At 37.4% G+C, this 20109-nt stretch carries 19 protein-coding genes; 7 read left to right on the forward strand and 12 right to left on the reverse strand.

Annotated features, from left to right (window positions below):
* Positions 1 to 79 precede the first annotated feature (79 nt).
* From AC4G3N_RS03705 to AC4G3N_RS03715, 3 genes are all read right to left on the reverse strand, one after another.
* Positions 80 to 403: a YjcN family protein gene (locus AC4G3N_RS03705; protein WP_491089769.1), complete on the reverse strand. Its 324-nt coding sequence runs from the start codon at positions 401 to 403 to the stop codon at positions 80 to 82.
* Between the two features lie 237 nt (positions 404 to 640).
* Entirely contained in the window at positions 641 to 1246 is a 606-nt protein-coding gene (locus tag AC4G3N_RS03710; protein ID WP_066104531.1) for a uridine kinase family protein, read from the reverse strand.
* A gap of 309 nt (positions 1247 to 1555) precedes the next feature.
* The gene (locus AC4G3N_RS03715) at positions 1556 to 2068 is read right to left on the reverse strand and encodes a GNAT family N-acetyltransferase (protein ID WP_491089770.1); all 513 of its coding nucleotides are present in this window, start codon (positions 2066 to 2068) and stop codon (positions 1556 to 1558) included.
* Positions 2069 to 2348: 280 nt separating this feature from the next.
* Between AC4G3N_RS03715 and AC4G3N_RS03720 the strand changes: the two genes are divergently transcribed.
* From AC4G3N_RS03720 to AC4G3N_RS03730, 3 genes are all read left to right on the forward strand, one after another.
* On the forward strand, positions 2349 to 3410 hold the full coding sequence (locus AC4G3N_RS03720; protein WP_491089771.1) for a YkvI family membrane protein: 1062 nt from the start codon (positions 2349 to 2351) through the stop codon (positions 3408 to 3410).
* A gap of 527 nt (positions 3411 to 3937) precedes the next feature.
* A complete protein-coding gene (locus AC4G3N_RS03725; protein WP_066104538.1) occupies positions 3938 to 4378 on the forward strand; it encodes a LytTR family DNA-binding domain-containing protein in 441 nt (146 codons plus the stop codon).
* A 10-nt stretch (positions 4379 to 4388) separates the two neighbouring features.
* Positions 4389 to 4838, forward strand: a complete 450-nt coding sequence (locus tag AC4G3N_RS03730) for a DUF3021 domain-containing protein (protein WP_225983598.1) — start codon at positions 4389 to 4391, stop codon at positions 4836 to 4838.
* A 206-nt stretch (positions 4839 to 5044) separates the two neighbouring features.
* Here AC4G3N_RS03730 and AC4G3N_RS03735 read toward each other — a convergent pair whose 3' ends face one another.
* Positions 5045 to 5758: a GntR family transcriptional regulator gene (locus AC4G3N_RS03735; protein ID WP_066104544.1), complete on the reverse strand. Its 714-nt coding sequence runs from the start codon at positions 5756 to 5758 to the stop codon at positions 5045 to 5047.
* Positions 5759 to 6024: 266 nt separating this feature from the next.
* Here AC4G3N_RS03735 and AC4G3N_RS03740 point away from each other — a divergent pair, with 266 nt between their 5' ends.
* Positions 6025 to 6621: a DUF624 domain-containing protein gene (locus AC4G3N_RS03740; RefSeq protein ID WP_148630034.1), complete on the forward strand. Its 597-nt coding sequence runs from the start codon at positions 6025 to 6027 to the stop codon at positions 6619 to 6621.
* A gap of 85 nt (positions 6622 to 6706) precedes the next feature.
* Here AC4G3N_RS03740 and AC4G3N_RS03745 read toward each other — a convergent pair whose 3' ends face one another.
* The 4 genes from AC4G3N_RS03745 to AC4G3N_RS03760 all read right to left on the reverse strand — a co-directional run bounded on the left by AC4G3N_RS03745 (position 6707) and on the right by AC4G3N_RS03760 (position 11004).
* Positions 6707 to 7588 (reverse strand): carbohydrate ABC transporter permease, encoded by an 882-nt coding sequence (locus AC4G3N_RS03745; RefSeq protein ID WP_139063833.1) that lies wholly within the window; start codon positions 7586 to 7588, stop codon positions 6707 to 6709.
* A 2-nt stretch (positions 7589 to 7590) separates the two neighbouring features.
* On the reverse strand, positions 7591 to 8472 hold the full coding sequence (locus AC4G3N_RS03750) for a carbohydrate ABC transporter permease (RefSeq protein WP_066104552.1): 882 nt from the start codon (positions 8470 to 8472) through the stop codon (positions 7591 to 7593).
* Between the two features lie 136 nt (positions 8473 to 8608).
* Positions 8609 to 9913 carry an ABC transporter substrate-binding protein gene (locus AC4G3N_RS03755; protein ID WP_491089772.1) on the reverse strand — a complete coding sequence of 435 codons (1305 nt, stop codon included), beginning with the start codon at positions 9911 to 9913 and terminating at the stop codon, positions 8609 to 8611.
* A 155-nt stretch (positions 9914 to 10068) separates the two neighbouring features.
* The gene (locus AC4G3N_RS03760; protein WP_491089773.1) at positions 10069 to 11004 is read right to left on the reverse strand and encodes a glycoside hydrolase family 113; all 936 of its coding nucleotides are present in this window, start codon (positions 11002 to 11004) and stop codon (positions 10069 to 10071) included.
* A gap of 455 nt (positions 11005 to 11459) precedes the next feature.
* Here AC4G3N_RS03760 and AC4G3N_RS03765 point away from each other — a divergent pair, with 455 nt between their 5' ends.
* Both AC4G3N_RS03765 and AC4G3N_RS03770 read left to right on the forward strand, forming a co-directional pair.
* A complete protein-coding gene (locus AC4G3N_RS03765) occupies positions 11460 to 12653 on the forward strand; it encodes an AGE family epimerase/isomerase (protein ID WP_490558711.1) in 1194 nt (397 codons plus the stop codon).
* Between the two features lie 153 nt (positions 12654 to 12806).
* The gene (locus tag AC4G3N_RS03770) at positions 12807 to 13100 is read left to right on the forward strand and encodes a hypothetical protein (RefSeq protein ID WP_066104564.1); all 294 of its coding nucleotides are present in this window, start codon (positions 12807 to 12809) and stop codon (positions 13098 to 13100) included.
* A gap of 423 nt (positions 13101 to 13523) precedes the next feature.
* Here AC4G3N_RS03770 and AC4G3N_RS03775 read toward each other — a convergent pair whose 3' ends face one another.
* The 4 genes from AC4G3N_RS03775 to AC4G3N_RS03790 all read right to left on the reverse strand — a co-directional run bounded on the left by AC4G3N_RS03775 (position 13524) and on the right by AC4G3N_RS03790 (position 19101).
* Complete coding sequence (locus AC4G3N_RS03775) at positions 13524 to 14408, reverse strand: ROK family protein (RefSeq protein WP_491089774.1); 885 nt, start codon at positions 14406 to 14408, stop codon at positions 13524 to 13526.
* 96 nt (positions 14409 to 14504) lie between these two features.
* A complete protein-coding gene (locus tag AC4G3N_RS03780) occupies positions 14505 to 15896 on the reverse strand; it encodes a glycoside hydrolase family 1 protein (RefSeq protein WP_140462070.1) in 1392 nt (463 codons plus the stop codon).
* A 21-nt stretch (positions 15897 to 15917) separates the two neighbouring features.
* The gene (locus tag AC4G3N_RS03785) at positions 15918 to 18152 is read right to left on the reverse strand and encodes an alpha-galactosidase (protein WP_140462069.1); all 2235 of its coding nucleotides are present in this window, start codon (positions 18150 to 18152) and stop codon (positions 15918 to 15920) included.
* Complete coding sequence (locus AC4G3N_RS03790) at positions 18145 to 19101, reverse strand: acetylxylan esterase (RefSeq protein ID WP_140462068.1); 957 nt, start codon at positions 19099 to 19101, stop codon at positions 18145 to 18147. The genes AC4G3N_RS03785 and AC4G3N_RS03790 overlap by 8 nt, the downstream gene beginning before the upstream one ends.
* 360 nt (positions 19102 to 19461) lie before the next feature.
* On the opposite strand from AC4G3N_RS03790, the gene AC4G3N_RS03795 reads away from it, so the two are divergent.
* Complete coding sequence (locus AC4G3N_RS03795; RefSeq protein ID WP_491089775.1) at positions 19462 to 19857, forward strand: SpoIIAA family protein; 396 nt, start codon at positions 19462 to 19464, stop codon at positions 19855 to 19857.
* Positions 19858 to 20109: the final 252 nt, after the last annotated feature.

Here is a 20109-nt window from a genome sequence, read left to right on the forward strand (position 1 = left end):
GTAACTAAACTGCTCCGTTTGTGAAATAGCAAATTTGAAATGATCATAGGGCCTCAAGGGTAGAAATCAAACTAATGTATTATGGCCCTGTACCACAAGAGACTTCGTATTTTTCGCTCTCTATCTTTGTTGAATAACACAGTGTTGCCGTATGTCCTGTAGGATTGTCGTAGTCAAACCAATTTACATTGTATAGCTGTCCGTATACTTTATCTTTATAATCATTCTTCGTTATTAAAGCAAAGAAACTTTGATATGGATGCCCGTCTTTGAGTATTTCATCTCTTATTGCAGATTTTGGCGAATCATTATTGTGTACCATTTGTCCTAATATAGGCGGAAATATTATTATCACTAATAATACCAGCAAGCCGACTACTAAAAATCTTTTTTTCTTTTTCAAATTGATTCCTCCTTTCACCACTTTTATTCCGTTAGCCTGCTCCTGTATTCCAATAAGAAATTCAACACAAAAAGACATTAATTCTTCTTAGCCAATTAGCATAATAGAAATTGTACTGATGAAATCAAATTCTATCCTTATACCATTTTTCAGTTTTAAATTCCTCTGGAATCGATTGCTTAATATTTACCCTTCTTTTAGAAAAGATAAAAATCTGTTATCCTGATGTTAGTATATTTATTCAATACCACTTACTATTAAGTTAGCTTTTTCAAAAGGTTTATAGGTTTCAACATAAACGTCTTCTGATAGCATCCAATTATTTTCCCACCTATCACGTGCTGTTTCTCCGTCTCTTTCAAGACCTCGTGAAAGCCTTGTTTCTCGTGGACATTCAACCCATATCGTAAAATCATATTTATTAAAAAATTCCTGACATATTGCGTAAACACCTTCTATTATGACAATTCCTCCAACTGGAACAGTATGCCACTCCGCTAAACCATCCATTACCCAATCATATCGCTGATAATGTCCTTCTTTATTTTGAGCTATGGGTTCAAGAACCTGATTTAAAATACGCCTCCTATCATAATCTGCACCTATAGGCTTGTTCTTTGGAAGTGTTTTTAGAATTCGAGAAGAGGGTAAATAAAAATCATCCATATGCACAATAGTTGTATTTAATAATCTCCCTTTTAACTTATCAGCGAGTGTGCTTTTCCCAGAACCTCCACAGCCATCTATCCCAATTAACAAAGTTGATTGTTTTTGAGGAACTGAATCAATCAGCCTAACCAAATGTTCAAAATCATTACTGCTTTTAAGAGTTTTATCATTCATAACCTCACCGCCTTAAATTGGAAAACCATCTTGTTAACTAACCTGTATAAAATATTTTCTATTAATTTATTATTAAATCCTTCTTCCCTGCCCTACACCTTATCTAAATCTATGATTAATTTATTACCTTCGATTTTAAAATCTGTGGAATAATTTACAAACTGGATTTTGATAGTTCAATTTTATTCTTAACTTATGTTCACTATAAGACCATAATGCTGCTTAACCAATTTGATTTCATTGACCAATAGCATAATCCATAAGCTTTCCTTCTTATTTCCATAAAGACAAGTCATCTAAAAGATATCTCTATTTCACTGCTAATTTTAGTACCATCAAATCCTCATCATAATATCGGCCATTAAACTTTAAGGCATTTCTTTCTATACCATAGACTTCAAATCCCAACGACGTATATAATTTCTTTGCATAGTGATTATCAGATACAACCGTTAAATTGATTTGTTCCAATCCTTCAGAGTTCTTCGCCCTACTAATAAGTTCATTCATTAATAACTTTCCTAAACCCTGACCTCGATTGCCTAGAGCTATGTACATTCCATAAACATTCCCTTTATGCCTGGTTTTGAGATTGTCTTCACGCACAAAGGTAACAATGCCAATTAAAGATTTCCGATTATCAAAGGCACCTACAATATACTTGTCCATTGTTGGTTTTATTCGTTCCTTTACCATGTCTAATGAATATCCCACCTCTCTCTCATAGGTTGAACCGAATGCTTCCGGGTTCATTTTCAATGCATTCAATCGCACTTTCTGATATAAATGAGCATCGGACTCTTCTAAAATACGAATATTCATCAACTACTCACTCCTTTAATTTGATGGAATTATGTATTGCATAATCTATTCTTTTTTTCGCTCCTAATATCCTTCTTGCACTAACCTCCCATCTTATAAAAAGCTTAATTATTTCCTGTACACTGCTGTCTCTTTTCTCACAAACAAATTCTTCTATTTTCATATTTTTTGTTTAACACTATTTATATAGGGAAAATAATTCTATTGAGGACTATTCCGGTTCAGAAGCAGTGGCTGAACCGTGCCTCAAATTCTTTATAATACTACGAATGGAGGAGACATGAAGAATATTATTAAAATAGCCAGTGCATTTATGGGAATTATCATAGGTGCCGGTTTTGCATCAGGACAAGAAATTTTACAGTATTTTACTAGTTTTGGAATGAAGGGAACGATTGGAGCCTTTCTCTCGATCCTATTGTTCGGATATTTGGGAATGGTTTTAACTAAGCTGGGCAGCCGGCTTCAGACAGACTCACATAAGGAAGTTATTTACAAAATCAGTGGACGTTACCTCGGCGTTCTCATCGATTCTATCCTCGTATTTATCCTTTTTGGAATTGGAATTGTCATGATTTCTGGTTCAGGGTCTATTTTCAATCAGCAGTTTGGGTTGCCAAGTTTCGTTGGCATCATTATCATGACGATTCTCATTTTAATCACAATCCTTTCCGACGTAGACCGGGTTGTAAAAGTTATTGCTATGATAACCCCTTTTCTCATATTGGGAGTGGTCGTATTATTTATACATAGTATGGTGACCATGGAATATTCTTTCTTTGAGCTTGACTCTATAGCGAACGAACAGTCTTCGGCTACAAATCATTGGCTGAGTTCTATTATTAATTATGTTTCACTTGCAATCGCAATGGGAGCATCCATGACTCTGGTAATGGGCGGCGATGAACCCAAGGAGAAAATTGCTTCGATTGGAGGACTGGCGGGAGGTATAGGTGTAGGAATTTTAATTGTCCTGCATCATCTAGCCATCTTTGCACAAGTTGATAAGGTAGGGCACTTGGACATGCCCTCACTAGGGCTGGCCAATCAAATATCACCACTTTTTGGAGTTCTCTATTCCATCATTCTATTCGGCATGATTTTTAATTCAGCTGTTAGTATGTTCTTTTCGTTTGGTACACGCTTCTTTACCCCGAAAACGAAAAAATACAATTGGTTCGTGGTTATTTCTGTACTCGTCGCTTTTGCTGCAAGCTTCTTTGGATTCAAGCAGTTAGTTTCCTTTTTCTACCCACTGTTTGGATATCTCGGTATGATTTTAATTGTCGTACTCGTTATCGCATCAATTAGAATGAAGCCTTTGAAGGATAAAATTGATTAATCGGTATCAGTTACGCGTTTCAATAAGGATTTAGAAAAGCATTCTTCCGAAAGAAATAAAGAAATCCACTGTAATAGAAAAAGAGATTCGTCAATTTTGATGAATCTCTTTTTCTTGTGCTAATTTTACCTTTAAGTTCACCTTTACTTCCTGTTAACAATTCAAATTTAACTGAGTGTATTCGATTTCTCTTGAGTATCATCTGGAGATTATCAATTGTAGATCTTTCACGCTGAATATAGCATCTCTGCTTCCCATCTAACCCTAACTAACTGTTTCTTCATTAAAAAAGGATTGTCCCCTGCTTTGTAGGTTTTCGGTCATTTAAGTTCACCCCCTTAAACTTCGGCTCATAGTTGGCCACGGGTTTAATCCCTAAGGATTGGTTCCACTGATTATCATGCTATTATTCATTTTCATCCATATATATTAGAAATCTGACCAGGTATATAAAAGCTGTAGTACTATATCCAATTGCTTCCTATAATAAAGGGAGAAAGATCCATAAAAAAGGGTGGGGGTGGAATATGAGGATAGAAATCCAGTTAGATAGTGAATGTAAAGATCCCAAAATCGTCATACATGCTAGTGAGATGACAAATGAAATTTCAAGTTTACTTGAAAAACTTTCAGGCAATGAATACCAATCACTGATGGGTTATAAAGGTGATGAAATTCTTTTGATACAAATGGACGATATCTTGCGGATTTATACTGAAGGTCAATATGTTTATGCACAAGTAAATAATGAAAAATTGCGCTTACGACAAAGATTATACCAATTAGAAGAAATGGTCCCGCGCCAACAATTCATCAGAATTTCAAACTCTGAGATTGTCAATTTTGAAAAAGTTAAAAGCTTAGATATGAGCATAAGCGGAACAATCACTCTGAAATTCAATACCGGCGATCAATCATATGTCTCGAGGCGTTATATTAATAAGATAAAAAAACATTTAGGAATATGAGGTGATGAAGATGAAGACAATTATCGTAAGAGGGGCAATAGGATTTCCGCTAGGCGTTTTTATATCAACCTTTATAACCCTTTGCATTTCACTTGGCATTGGGGATGGGACGTTTTACGCTGTAGTACCCAGCTTAATAGAGACCATGGGTACAGAATTAAATGCCTATCTACTGCAATTTATTTTAAGCGGATTATTAGGAGTTGCTTTTGCTGCAGGCTCTATCATTTTTGAACATGATAATTGGAGTCTTACAAAACAAACAACTCTACACTTTTGCTTAGTTACCATCGCCATGTTTCCTGTCGCCTATTACTCCCATTGGATGGAGCATTCCTTTATAGGATTTTCACTTTACTTCCTTATCTTTGTGGTCATTTATTTAATGTTCTGGGTCTTCCAGTATCTATTTTGGAAGCGAGAAATTAATCGTTTGAATCATTCATTAAATAAACCATAGACACCCACTTTAGAATTACAGTTTTCCTACTAGCAATAAGGTATTCTGCCTCCTTTTAAAAATAGTTTTGATAGGAGGTAAACTTAATATCTATAAAGACACCCCAATAAGATTTGTACAACTCAAGTTATTCTTACAATAAGAAAAGGTGACCCTATTCTCTCTAGAGTCACCTTTTCTTTTTCTGAGCCAAATTATGCGGTTTCCTATCGATTTACCGTTACCGTTGTAAAGACGAACTTGTCGTGATGATGCCGTGAGAAAGAGTATTCAAATGGTATACCAGTAATCAAAAAGGCAACTTGTTCGACTTCCAAGATAGGATCGTCAGCTCTGCAATCCAGGTATTTTTGATCCAGTTCATTTGATTTACATGCTCTGATTTTACGGTGTGCTCCACCCATTTTTAATTCAAGTGTTTCTTTAATATGCTTATATATGGAAGAATGAAGAACCTCATCATTAATACCGGGAACCAGATTAGCCGGCATGTATGTTTTTTCTATTACATATGGTTCATCATTTACAATCCTGAGACGAATAATATGATAGACAGGTGTATCAAGGCTGATCCTTAGTTTACTGGCTACTTGCTCAGAGGGAAATTGAATTTCAAAGGCAATTACCTTGCTTTTTACCTCATCATTATTGGCCAGATTGGATAGTCCAATATTTTCTTCACTGATGATATTCACTTTATTGTCATCAAATGGAGGCTCGATAATAAAGGTACCATGTCCTCTTTTCCTATATAAAAGCCCCTCTGTAACAAGAATATTCAAAGCTTTTTTCATCGTTACCCTGCTGCTGTCAAATTCTTTCGAAAGAGTATATTCGTCTGGAATCGGCTGGTCCTTTGAGTAATAATCACTCTTTACCCTTCGCCTCATTTCATTTGCAATGGCCTCGTACTTGTTCATTCCTAACACCTTCCTAAACGCTTCTTATAAGTCAATCATAAATACTATCACAGGAAAAATATAGTGTAAAAGTAAAGGTATGCAAATTATAGTAATCAATGACCTGATTCTTTGTTCTATTCCATATAACGTATTACATCGAAATATCAAATCATGCTTGAAGATATGATTATACTTATATCTTTAAATGATTATAACTTTCCCTTGAATTTGTAATCATTTAAAGGTATATATAGAATATATTGTAAAAGTTAGGGTGGGCCAACATGAAGAATCTGATAAAACTTTTTATTGATTTCGTCTCTCAATATACTATTTCCAGCTATTATTTCTGGCTTTATATACTTAGAGGTGGAATCATCTATGGGTTTGTTTCCGCTTCAGTCGGACTGATCCATGCTGTTGAACTCATTCACCGGAAAGAAGATGATTCAATCCGTTCAGCTTTTCAAGAATCCTATAAAAAGAATAAAAGTTATATAGGGTTATCGTTTCTATTGTTTTTATTCAGCGGACTTTCACTGATGTCTATCTATCCACCGCTTCACGAGGCCTTGCCTATCTTAACATGGCTGCAAATACCGATTTTGATCTGGACTTTTCTTTTATGGACCATTGCTATTTATAGCATTTACTTCCTTGCTCATGATCAACGGAATACTCATTCCGCAAAATGGATCTATGCACTGGCTTTTGATACTTGCATTCGCCATCCACTCCGTAGCCTGGTTATATTGCTGATGATCTTAGCTTTCACATTGATAATCAAAGTAAATTTAGTCGCCTTTATTTTTTTGGCACCGCCTCTATTAATCATTGCGACCAAAAAAATTGTCTTCATCCCTAAGATTCTGACAAACTAATACCTTTATAAAAAGAGCTGCTTGAAAAGAAGGGCTTTCCTTTCAAGCAGTTTTTTCTTCCTCTACTATAATGGACTTGAAATACTTATTTTACTGAACCAGAAACTCCGTTATAAATATACTTTTGAAGGGCCAGGAAGACGATTAGTATTGGTGTAATTACGATAATAACACCCGCCAGAATGACCGGCCAATCCGTTCCATATGGTCCTTTAAAGGCAAATAACGCTGTTGAAATAACCTTCAATTCAGGTGACGGCATATACAGGAATGGATTGTAGAAGTCATTGTAGATTCCCACACCGCTAATAATAAGAATCGTAATCATTGGAGCTTTGAGCAAAGGCAAGATAATCTTGCGGTAAATTTGAAAGTAAGATGCGCCTTCCATGATTGCTGCTTCATCCAATGAAACTGGAATATTGTTAAGGTACTGCAGGAATACATAGACAGCTATTACGTCTGTGCCAAGATTCAGCACAATAACCGACCAAATCGTATTGAATAAGCCCATTCCTTCAATAATCTGGAATGTTGCAACCTGTGTAGTGATTGCCGGAATCAGGGTTGCAAGGAGGAAGAGTCCCATAATAGGTTTCTTCAATTTAAAATCAAATCGGTTCAAAACATATGCAATCATCGTTCCAAGCAAGAGTTTTCCTACAATTGAAACAATAAAGATGATAAGCGTATTTTTAAACCCAACAGTCATTTGGCCATCTATGAATGCTCTTGTATAATTGTCAAACGTAAATTGTTCCGGTAAAGCAAGAACACCAGTTGTCAGGAATTCCTCTTTTGACTTGAATGATCCAATAAACACAACCAATACAGGTAAAATAGCAACCGCTACTCCAAGCAGTAAGCTGCCGTATTTTACAATGGCGCCAAGCAGTTTCTTAATGTTGTATGCATGATCCTGCTTTGCTGGAATCTTTGGTTCTGTCACACTGACATTTGCCTTCATGGTCACACCTCTTTCTCTCTAGTCATGTATTTTTGAATTAATGTCACGACGATGACAATGACTAACAATATGAGGGCCATGGCAGACGCCAGTCCTAGCTTCTGGTACTTAAAGGCTGTATCGATTGTTTGAATGACAAAGGTTTTCGTTCCATTTGATCCACCCGTCATAATGTATGGGATATCGAATACACTTAGGGAACCGCTTATTCCTAAAATGATATTCAGGAACACAATCTGTTTGATACTCGGTAAAATAATGTATAAAAATTGCTGGAACCGGCTGGCACCATCAATTTCCGCTGCTTCATAAATTTCAGGATCAATGGACTGAATAGCTCCCAGGAATATGATGAAGTTGAACCCCATATATCTCCAAATCGACGTAAACGCCAGGGACATATTGTTTATAGAACGGTCTCCAAGCCATAATTGGATTTGACTATCTAACCCAAGGAAAGTCATGACCGTATCCAATGTTCCTCCGGCTTTGAAGAAATACAAGAAGATGAACCCAATAGCCACTCCATTTAAAAGGTACGGAAAAAACAAAATACCCTTCCAAAAGTTTGCGAATTTCACCTTGAAAGTTAGGATCGTGGCAAAGTATAAAGCAATTCCCAGCTGGATAAATGTCGCTACAAAATAGTAGAGACTGACTTTAAATACTGAAAAGTACTCTGGGTTTGTAAAGACCTTTAAATAGTTGGCGAGACCAACATTCTCCTTCGTCGGACTAATCCCATTCCAATCCGTAACACTGTATTGAAGCATTTTTACTAGCGGATAATAAGAAAATAATAAAAGCAAAAAAACAGGTAAAGCTGAAAACAGAAAAATGATAATACGACGCTGCGCCTTATAACTCAAATTTATTTTTTTCATCGCTTTTACTCCTCTTATCTCATTAGCTGGCCCTAATGGACAAAGATACTTTTCAAATCCTTCTGTATTAGAGGAACTGGGATGTTACAGTATGAATTCTGCAAACACCCCAGTATATTCAATAAGATGATTCTCCTTACTTGCCAACCTCTTCCATTGCACTGGACCATTTTTTGTTCAAGTCTTTCATAATGGCATCAAAGGATTCTTTTGTATTGCCTTTTGCCGCATCGATAATACGTTGCTTCGTTGCTTCTGTTGTATCAATACCGATTTCAGATGTGTTGTTGATGTCACTAAATAGAGATTCTTCTCCTTTAGGTGATGGATTAGCCTGGATAAATTCTACTCCAGCTGTTTCCATCGTTTTAAGAGCTGCTGGCATTTCTTCGCCAACCTTAGGAGAGATGGCTCCTGTATCTTTTGTATAGTTAGATTCATCAATAAACCAGTCTACGAACTTACGAGCAGCTTCTTTTTGTTTGCTGTTCGCATTAATACCGATATTGTAGTCTCCGCCAATCGCAGCATACTGTTTGCCATCTTGTGCGGTAATTGGGAACGCTGCATACTGAATATCTTCTGGATTTTCAGCAAGAGCTTGAACTTGTTCAATTGCCCAGCTGCCTAGAACCATAACAGCAATTTTTCCGTCTGCCAAATCTTGTTTGGATTGTTCCCAATCAGTTGTGGAAGGATCAGCTTCAGTTAAACCTTTTTCCGCTAAATCATATAAAAGTTTGTAGCTTGTGTTCATTACTTTACCATCTGCAAACGGTTCTTTATCTTTCACCATTTTATTCGTAACATCCGGATCACCGGAAGCACCTGTACGGATGAAGTCCCAGTTAGTTAATGTCCAGCCGGAAGCGTAGTTTGTGTATAAAGGAGTTACATCCGCGTTCTTTTTCTTGATTGTTTCTAATGCAGCTACGAAATCTTCTGGTGTTGCTGGAACAGTATCAATACCTGCATCTTTAAATACCTTCATGTTAAGGATGACACCAGTCGTATTAACTGCAATCGGAATACCATAGGAAGTACCTTCATAAGAACGGTCACTTAAAAGCATATATTTCTTTGATAATTCATCCTGTTTACCAAGCGGCTCAAGGAAGTTTGCATTGTCTTCAGGCTTAATCGTTGTTGGAATCATGAACACATCACCGTAGTCTTCTGAGTTCATCCTAATTTGCATTTGACCGGCATAGTCTGTAATCGTTTCCACTTTTACTTCTATATCGGGATGATTTTTATTAAACTCTGCTATGTATTCATCCCATTTCCCATTACCTGTCCAGTCTGTCTTGTGGTTGATAAAAGTGATTGTTTCTTTTCCTGACTCTTTAGAATCGGAATCACTATTGCTCTTATCACTGCAACCTGTTAATGCAAGGGCCAGAGCACTTGCGGCAACCCCCATACGGAATAATTTCTTCATTCCAGTTCCCTCCAAAGTATAATTTGGTAAACGCTTACAAAAATATTGTAGCATCCTATGTTTTAGTTTGTATAGTCTTTTATTACAAAAAAGTAATACTTTTGAAATGTTGTAACTTTTTATCAACAAAACAGACAATCTTTCAGTCTTGTAAATTAAAAGATTTCCTTATAATATCGATAAATAACTTTTTCTGCCGGCTTTCCATAGACAGCATAGTCCTGATCAGAATCTGCCTTTTCTATAGGATATAAATGAGCTTTCCAGTCCCATAAGGCAAATCCTTTTACCCAATCTCGCTTTACCGTTGTGCTAAACATCTTTTCGTACCACTCTTTTTGGACATTGACATCTGCTTTCCCTCTTAATGTCCAGTCATTTGGGAGCAAATCTCCACCCTCCCAGCTCGGACAGCCGGCTTCACAGAAGAAAAATGGTTTAGTGTGTTTCTTGACAACGCTTTCAATACGGTCAAGCTCTTGTTCCCATTTATCAATCGGATAATAACCGCTAGAAGAGATCACATCAACAGCGTCCCACCATTTTAGAATATCTTCTTGGTACTTATCGCAATTATAAGTAACAAGTCCACTGTACAGCTTCCGGACCTCATTTATTAAATCACGCCATTCCTTTTCACGGCGGTCTGCATTGACCATTTCACAGCCGACCACAAACATGGAACACTTCGTTTCTTCAGCTAGTTTCGCGTAATGAAGAATGAATTCATTGTAAGAGGCAAACCATTCAGACCATTTAGGCTCACACGGAACATCGGTATCAAAGAAATTAATATGGGCACGCCATGTCCCGTCCGAAACATTCACCATCGGTTTTAAAATAACCTTTAAACCCAGTGATTGTGCAAAATGGACCATCTCGATGGTTTCTTCATCACTGACCACATTCGGATGTTCCCTCCAGTTAATTACAGTGGACTGGGGTCGATCTTGCTCTGCCACAACCGTTAAAACGACATGATCAATTCCGCATCTTTCTTTTAAAGATTTTAAAGACTGTTTTGCCTTCACATCCTCCCATTCTCCGCGCTTACTCATATAACCAAAGCTAAATCCCTTAATAAAATCCATCATATTCTCCTTTCAAATGATTTAACAAAATGTAACAAAAAGTAATATTAATAGATTGATAAGTATATACATTTGTTGTAAATTAATTATATATTTTCCATTTATTTTCGTAAAGAAAAATTAAAAAATTGAAAGTACGTGCAGATATGGATCATAAACAAGAATACTACCGGAAAATGCTTTACTTCACCATTCCAATCACGATTCAGTTATTAATCATCTCCAGTTTGAATATGATTTCGTCCAGACAAGTTTTCTTTTCATGTTGCTTGTTAAAAAGGAGTTTATTTCCTGGAAAATGATCAAAGAAAACCTAGAGCAGACGCTATATTAAGTTGCTATATATGCCCTTGCAAGCTCACATGAAATCATTCGGGCTCTTCTCGGTGTAAAACGAACGTTATCTAAGAAATGGATCCAAAATATTGTCGAAGAACATGAGGAGGCTGTTCCAGTTGGAAAAGATTGAATTTAAAAAGGAATTAAACGAAAGAATTCTCCCCTTTTGGATGAAACTATTAGATTATGATAATGGCGGATCATATGGAATTCTAGATTATAATTTAACCATGCACAAAGATAGTCCTAAAGGGGGTGTGGTAGGAGCACGTCACCTGTGGAGCTACTCGGGCGCTTACCTTCTCACGAAAGATGAAAAATATTTGCGGGCCGCTGAGCATTCCTACCATTTCTTGATTAATGCGTTATGGGACCAAGAACATAAAGGAATCTATTGGCTTGTCGATCACCTTGGGCAGCCTCTCATCTCAACCAAGCACATCTATGCACAAAGCTTTGCTATTTATGGACTTAGTGAATATGTCAAGGCATCTGACAATAAGGAAGCCTTAACCTATGCCATTGATCTTTTTCATCTTCTTGAAGATACATGTTTTTCTACTACATACGGAGGTTACAAAGAGGAATTTACACAGGACTGGATACAGACCGAGCATCATCTGCTGAATGAAGGTGCTAATGCTGTTTTTACTACTAACAGTCATCTTCACCTATTAGAAGCCTATACAAATTTATATAGTGTTTGGCCTGATAGGCAGCTGTTGAGCAAAATCAATTATCTGTTGGATTTGTTTTATTCAAAAATCTATCACCCTACAGAACATGTTTGCAGAGTCGCTTTTGATGAAAACTGGCAGTCTACAAAAGAGGCGTACTCCTACGGCCATGATATCGAAACGAGCTGGCTCTTAACCGAAACCCTACATATAACCGGTCTTGACCGGCCAGATATTGTAGAAATGAATAAGCAGATTGCTTACAAGGTTGCAGTTGAAGGCATTGATCCGGATGGATCTATCTATGATGCTAAAAAAGAGGGAAACATACATAAGACAAGGATTTGGTGGGCGCAGGCAGAGGCAGTTATCGGCTTTTATAATGCTTATCAGCTTACTAAAGATGAACAATTTATCCAACTCAGCGAACGTACTTGGACGTATATTCAGAAAAAGATTCACGACCCTCGTACGGGAGGAGAATGGTTCTCAAGGATAGATGAGCACGGAGAGGTAATCTCCTCACTCAGAAATGATCAATACCAAACACCTGAAAATATCGCTGACTCCTGGAAAGGATTTTATCATAACGGCCGCATGTGTTATGAGCTAATAAAAAGACTTCCAGAATAAATAAACGGCTCTGTTTAAGCAGAGCCTTATTTTATCCCTCTTCATTAATATTAGCTCAATTAGTATAGTTGTATAACCTTAAAAAATGGTAAACTATTACAGTGAAGTTAATTTAGAACTGATAGTTCCTGAAATGATCTATGGGGGAAAAATATGAATTCTATTATGAAAAATATTATAAGCTTGTTCTTTGAAAAAGCTGAACATCCAGTTAAACCTCTTATGTATGCACAAATTACTGTATGGATTGGCATGGGTATTGCTTCGTTTCCAGTGTTGTATACTAGTCGATTTTATTGGATGTATCTTATGCTTGGAACTAGCTTCCTATTAAATGGTATAGAAAATTATTTAGTAAAAGAAACAAATCGTAGAGGCTACTTAATTTGGTTTATTTGTGCACTACTCTTTTATTTGATAGCAGCGGAAGACTATTTCTTCATCTAGCTAATTGTTCGATTAAGAAATGAAAGAGAATTTGTTTAAAGGTAAATGTTTTGCTCCAAATCAATCATTTTTAATTAGGAGTTAAAAGAAGATGAGACATAGAAGGAGAAATAGAAACGGCTTTTTTAAAGAATCCCTGTTTGAGATCATTGGTGAAATAATTTGGGAGATTTTAATGTTTATACCAAGGATGATCATTCGCTTTATAAGTAATATTTTTGATTAACCTATTTACCATAGGCACTAAATTGAGGTCATCAAGTATACTTGAACGTGTTTGCGAAGCATTTCACTTAAACAATCAGATGGACATGAATAAACAAATGAGACCAAAAACATTTCTCCTTTACTAACCCTTCGCAATAACCTTTATAAACAGGGCCAAATAAAAATCCTGCATGGTATAGATGCAGGATTTGTTTGTTATTTGCTTTCGCCGTGATTTAGATGATAATTGTATACTGCTCCAATAAGATTGGCATCATTTTCAAACTTGCAAATAGCAATGTCTGGAACAATTTTTGCAATTTGTACCTTATCTAATATTTCCTTAAATTTACGATGTAATTGTGGAATCAAATCTGGTTTAGCCGAGACTCCCCCGCCAATAATAATTTTTTCAGGGTCATAGCTGTACTGTAAGTTATAGATTCCTTGTGCCAGGCTATAATAGAACTTTTCTGTTTCCTCTATTGCTATTTTGTCACCCTGCTCCGCCAGTTCAAATACTTCTTTTCCGCTAATTTTTCCGCTTGGCAGATTGAACCGTTTCGCATAGCGGACAGCCATTTTGACCGGGCTTGCTAATGTACTGAAGGTCTCATCATGGTTCAAGAGCATATACCCAAATTCTCCACCAAAAAGATGTTTCCCATGATGAATCTTCCCGTCGACAATTACGGAACCGCCAATACCTGTGCCAACTACTACAAAAATAATATCCTTCAGCCCCTTCGCTGCACCCTTCCATACTTCTGCAAGCGCTGCGCAATTCGCATCATTTTCCATAGAAATGGGGCAACCGAATAGCTTAGTTAGTTCAGGGTAAATCTCAAAATCATGAAGATAGGGAACAGCACTTGCTCCTTCCACGACTCCTCTTCTTTGATTGACGGCTCCAGGTGAACTGATTGCAACTCCCTCAATCATGAACTGATCAGCAAATTTCTGTTTAACCTGCAATAAGGATGTTTTCATTTCCTCCCATGTAGATGGAGTGATAAATGATCCTTTATCTACTATTTCTTCCTTATCCCAAACCGCATACTTTACAGTTGAACCGCCAATATCATAAACCAGTAATGACATGATTTTCACTTCCTGCTCCCTGAGAATAATAAATAAACACCTAATTTGCAGAACAGTTCCGTTATTCTAAACAAATTAGGTGCTTGATCCATCACTTTACTTTAATCCATTATTTTCACTAACTTCTTTAATCCAATAACCCGATTTCTTGATGGTCTTCACCTGCGTATGGATGTTATTCGAAATAAATCCATAACGGTTACGGTACGCATTCTTCCATGACCAACAGTCAATAGGTGTCCATAGATGATAACCATAGCAATTTGACCCTTCTTCTATTCCTTTATGAACCCATTCTAAATGCTCCTCGATGAATTCAATCCGATAATCATCCTCAATCATGCCTTCATCATTCAGGAAACGTTCCTCCCGTGAAACACCCATTCCATTTTCGGAAACAAACCACTCAATATTTTTATAATTATCACGAATATTGATGGCGATATCATACAATGCCTTCGGATAAATCTCCCATCCTTTATCCACATTCATCCTTCTGCCAGGCATATCATAATGATCATAATAGCGGTCAGGCATCCAATCGGCTGTACTGTTTGGTGAGATATCTGGGGCCTTCACGCGAGACGGATGATAGAAATTAACGCCAAGGGTATCAATGGTATTTGCCTTCAAAATCGCCAGTTCTTCCACCGTTGATTCCCAGATCACTTTATCTTTTGTTAAAATTTCAACCAATTGTGCCGGAAATTCTCCATAAACAGCCGCATTTAAGAACATCTCATTGCGCCATAGATCCGCAATTTTCCCTGCTTTTACGTCTTCTTCCTTATTGGAAGCAGGGTAGGATGGAGTCAGGTTGAGAATAATTCCAATTTTTGCACCCTGATTATGAAGACCCAACTCCCTGAAAACCTTAATCGCTTTAGCGGAAGCCAGATTTAAGTTATACGCAACCTGGACTGCCCTTTTTCCATCAACCACCTTTGGATAATGGAATTGATATAAATACTGGCCGTCCACAATGACCATCGGCTCGTTAAAAGTAAACCAGTGCTTAACTCGGTCGCCAAACAGCTCAAAGCATTTGCCCGCAAACTTAGCAAACAAGTCAACTACATGCTTTGATTCCCAGCCGCCATACTTCTTGTATAGCTCAACCGGAAGGTCAAAATGGTGGAGTGCCATAACAGGCGTGATTCCTTGTTTAATGAACTCATTAATCACATCATTATAATAGCGAACACCATCCTCGTTGACAGTCGCTGTTTCGAAATCGTCAATCAATCTTGTCCATTGAATGGAAGTCCGGACAGAATTAAGACCAATTTCCTTCATTAAATGAATATCTTTTACATAACTATTGTAGAAATTGGAGGCAGTATCAGGTCCAACCTGTTTGTAAAACTCCTCGGGCTCCACTTCGTACCAGTAATCAAATACATTTGCATGTTTTTTATTAAATCTACCTTCACTTTGGGGACCAGAGGTAGCTGCACCCCACCAAAAATTATCCGGAAACTTTTTCATGATTGCCTCTCTCCTAAACAGTTAGTTTATTGAATTCAAATAAAATAGTTTGCTATTGTAATCCTTCGTTTTCTCTCTGGACCAAAATTCATCCGCTTTTCCGGTAAAGTTTTCTCCGAAAAGAAGACCGATTTGCATTAAATCATCGCCAAACCTTTTCCCGTCTCCATTGATTTGGTACATTTTGTCCTCTGCCAATCCTTTTAGCTTTAATCGTTCATATGGACGATTTGGCTTTGATAAAACCTCATAATAGCCAACAATCGCCTCCGTTTGATCCTTTGAAACAACCATCCATGCCGTTTCATTGTTGGTAAACGGACTTAATAACCGGAAAAATGTCCCTTGCTGGATCAAAGCGCGATGCTGCTTGAAAAAGGTAATATCCTTCTTAATCTGGTCCTTTTCCTCCTCCGATAGAAGGGTAATATCCAGCTCATATCCAAATGTACCGAAGAAGGCAACATTAGCGCGCATTTCCATGCTTGTTGTCCTTCCCACCTGATGATTCGGAACAGCAGATACATGACTGCCAATACTGGATAATGGATAAACGAATGAAGTTCCATATTGAATTTTTAACCGTTCAACTGCATCTGTATCATCACTTGCCCAGCCTTGAGGTGCATAGTAGAGCATCCCTGGATCGAAACGTCCTCCACCGCCTGCACAGGATTCGAATAATATATCAGGATACTTCGCTATCAGCCTCTCGTATAAGGAGTAAACACCTAAAATGTAACGATGCCATACCTCTCCTTGCTGATCCGCCGGCAATGCTATGGAATAGGCCTCTGATATATAGCGGTTCATATCCCATTTGATGTAGTCAATTTGACAGTCTGATAGAATCGCATCCATTTGTTCGTATACATTTTCGACTACTTCAGATCGGGAAAAGTCCAGGACAAACTGATTTCGGCCGTGAGATAGTCTCTTGCCCGGAACCTGGATTAGCCAGTCTGGATGTTCTTTAAATAGCTTAGTATCCTTGCAGACCATTTCCGGTTCAAACCATAGACCAAACTTTAATCCCAAGGCGTGTATCTTTTCTGATAACCCCTTCATTCCATTAGGCAATTTAGCACTATTAACAAACCAATCCCCTAATGAAGAGCTATCATCATTACGCTGACCAAACCAGCCGTCATCAAGGACGAACAGCTCCATTCCAAGCTCAGCACCACTACGTGCAATCTCAAGAATTTTTTCTTCATTAAAATCAAAATAGGTCGCTTCCCAGTTGTTAATAAGAATCGGACGTTCTTTATCCCTCCAAACTCCCCTCGCCAATCGAGTACGATAAAGGTCGTGCAATGCCTGACTCATTTCGTTTAAACCAGAGTCAGAATAAACCAGTACGGCTTCTGGTGTTTGGAAACTTTCACCCTGCTTCAGCTTCCATGCGAATTGGAATGGATTAATGCCCATCATCGCTCTTGTTACTTTGTATGTATCCACCTCAATCTGGGCGAGAAAATTACCGCTGTAAATTAAACTGAAGCCATATGCCTCACCGGCATGCTCCGTTGTCTCGGGTCGAACCAACGCCATAAATGGGTTATGAGCATGACTGCTTGCTCCACGTGTACTGGAAATCGATTGGACGCCTGTTATAACCGGTTTCCTTTCAAGATGATTTTCGCGGGTCCAGGCACCATTTAAGTGAATCAATTCAAAATTATCATCTGAAAAATCGATGCTTAAGCTCATCGCTGTTTCAAGCTCGTAGTCTTCAGAACCATTATTCGTAAATTTAGCACTTCTGGCAATAACCGGCCGATCTTTATAAATCGTATAGAATATATATAATGTCAGCTCAGAATACGCATCCTTCAGCAGAATTTCGAGCGTCTCTGCCTCCTCAGGAGATTCCGTATATGTAGCCGGCAGACCATCAAGGACTGGTTTCCCTTCCATAACTCGATAATCTGCATATTCAAAACGACTGATTCTGTCACCCGCTGGATAGCGAACCTGCTGTGCTGGGTAGCGAAAATCCGAGGTACCAAAACCAGGATACTCTTGTCTGATATGTTCCAGTGATAAAGTATGATCACCCTCAAACTGATTATTCGATGGACGTACTTCTCTTTCCATTAAAAAGTCGAAGTTTTCCTGATGACGAATACTTTTCCCAAAATATAAATGCTCCAGCTGATTGATTTGGTCCATCACGCGGAATAAATAACTTACTTTACTGTTTGATAGATGAAACTCAAGCTTGTTTTTATTTACTTTAATCAATTTATTCATATAATAGGAACCCCTTTACGCGGTCACCAAGCTTCGGCAAATATTCGTGACCATATTCCGGAAAGATAATCATTTCCTTTGGCGAAGTGATTTGATTGTAGACCGCAAATTGCTGGGCTGGATAACAAACATCATCCTCAAGGGCAATCGCCCATTTTACTTCCGCCTTAATTCGCGGTGCAAAGTGTTGCAAATCTATGTATTCAAGAGTGTTGAAGAATTCATCTTCACGCTCATGCATCGGATCACGGAAACGAAACCAATAATGAAGTTCCTCATAGGCAGAAGAAGTAATATTAAATTCAAAAGCTTTACGGTAATCACTTAAAAATGGATATTGCGCAACAACCTTTTTCACTCTTGGTTCCAACGCTGCACAAACCAATGATAGAGCTCCGCCCTGTGAGGCACCCTGAATATATATTTCCTCTTCATTGACCTCATCCATCGACATTAAAATTCTGGCAGCCTGTACAGTATCAAGAAATACAGAACGGAAATACAAACTTTCCGGCCCTTCTTCGACACCGCGGATGATGAGTCCCTTCATCGTTGTTCCTTTTACTTTAGAGTTGTTCTCAGAAAGCCCGCCCTGTCCGCGGCAATCCATAGCAAGGACAGAAAAGCCTTCAGCAGCCCAGCTTACTTTATCGCCAAAATCACCACTGTCTCCATGATATCCATGGAACATAAGCATTCCGGGTATTTTTCCATTTACTTGTTTCGGACAAACATATTGGCATCTCACCCTTGCTCCTTCAACACCAATAAAATACAAATTATAAAAATCAGCGACTCGGGAAGGAATTTCAACTCTCTCCAATTCATAATCCAATGGAAGCCGTTCAAGCTCTTCCAGTTGTTTATCCCAAAATTCATCAAAATTCGCAGGTTTTATTCCACTTCCAAGATAATTCTGATATTGATGGATGACTTTTTCTGCTTTCATAAGAACACCCCTTCTTTTGGTATCGCTTTCATTATAAAGAATATACAAAATTATGTAAATGTATATATTTTATGAAAATATGTAAATCCTTTTAAAATTAATTCTACTAGTAAAATAGACTTATCATTTTACATAAAATATTCACATTTTACGGTCATATTGTATTTATAAAGCTTGTTAGTATCGCTGAACAGAGGATTAAACAGTACCGATTGATAATAACTGGTAAAGTTAAAACAAAAATAGTTTAGATATCCTTGACGCTGCGGATGAATGAATACTCGCAAATATACAATTATTGGTTTGACATTGTGCTGCAGGGGAATTGTGTAATAAAACGATGCATAAGGAGGAATAAAAATGCTAACATTTTTACCAAGTAAGGACCCGTCTACTATTGCAGTAGAAATGTACGGGAAATCAACTGAAGAAGATGCACGTAAATTAGATAACTTTGTAAAAGAAAATTTATTGGATGGTAAGGAATTCAATTTACTAGCTGTCATTGAAAACGTCGATGGAGCCAGCCTAAAAGGTCTGGCAGAAGGAATCAAATTCGATACCAAACGAATGAATCAATTTAACAAGATTGCCATTGTAGCAGATCAAAGTTGGTCTAATATGATTGCAACACTCAGTAATCTGGTACCGGGCATTAAAGCTAAGCATTTTGACTCCGATCAGCTGGATGATGCTTGGAATTGGATACTTGGATATAAACAACACAGTGATGACCCGACAAATGTCATTCTTTAAAATAGCCATTAATTAACTCCCTACAGTTATTTAGGGAGTTATTTTAGTTGTTTTATTAATCTATTAACTATCCATGAATACTTTGAATCAGTTATAAATGAACGATCCTTAAAAGAGAGTAAACTTCTACTATATTACTTTCTTTTTTCTAATGAAAGCAGTGCCTTCTTAACATTCGTCAAAAATGGATAAATTATGTAAATATAATGATATTTAATCCTAAATAATGGACAAACGGAACATTTATTTGGT

Source organism: Bacillus sp. z50 (assembly GCF_058313585.1).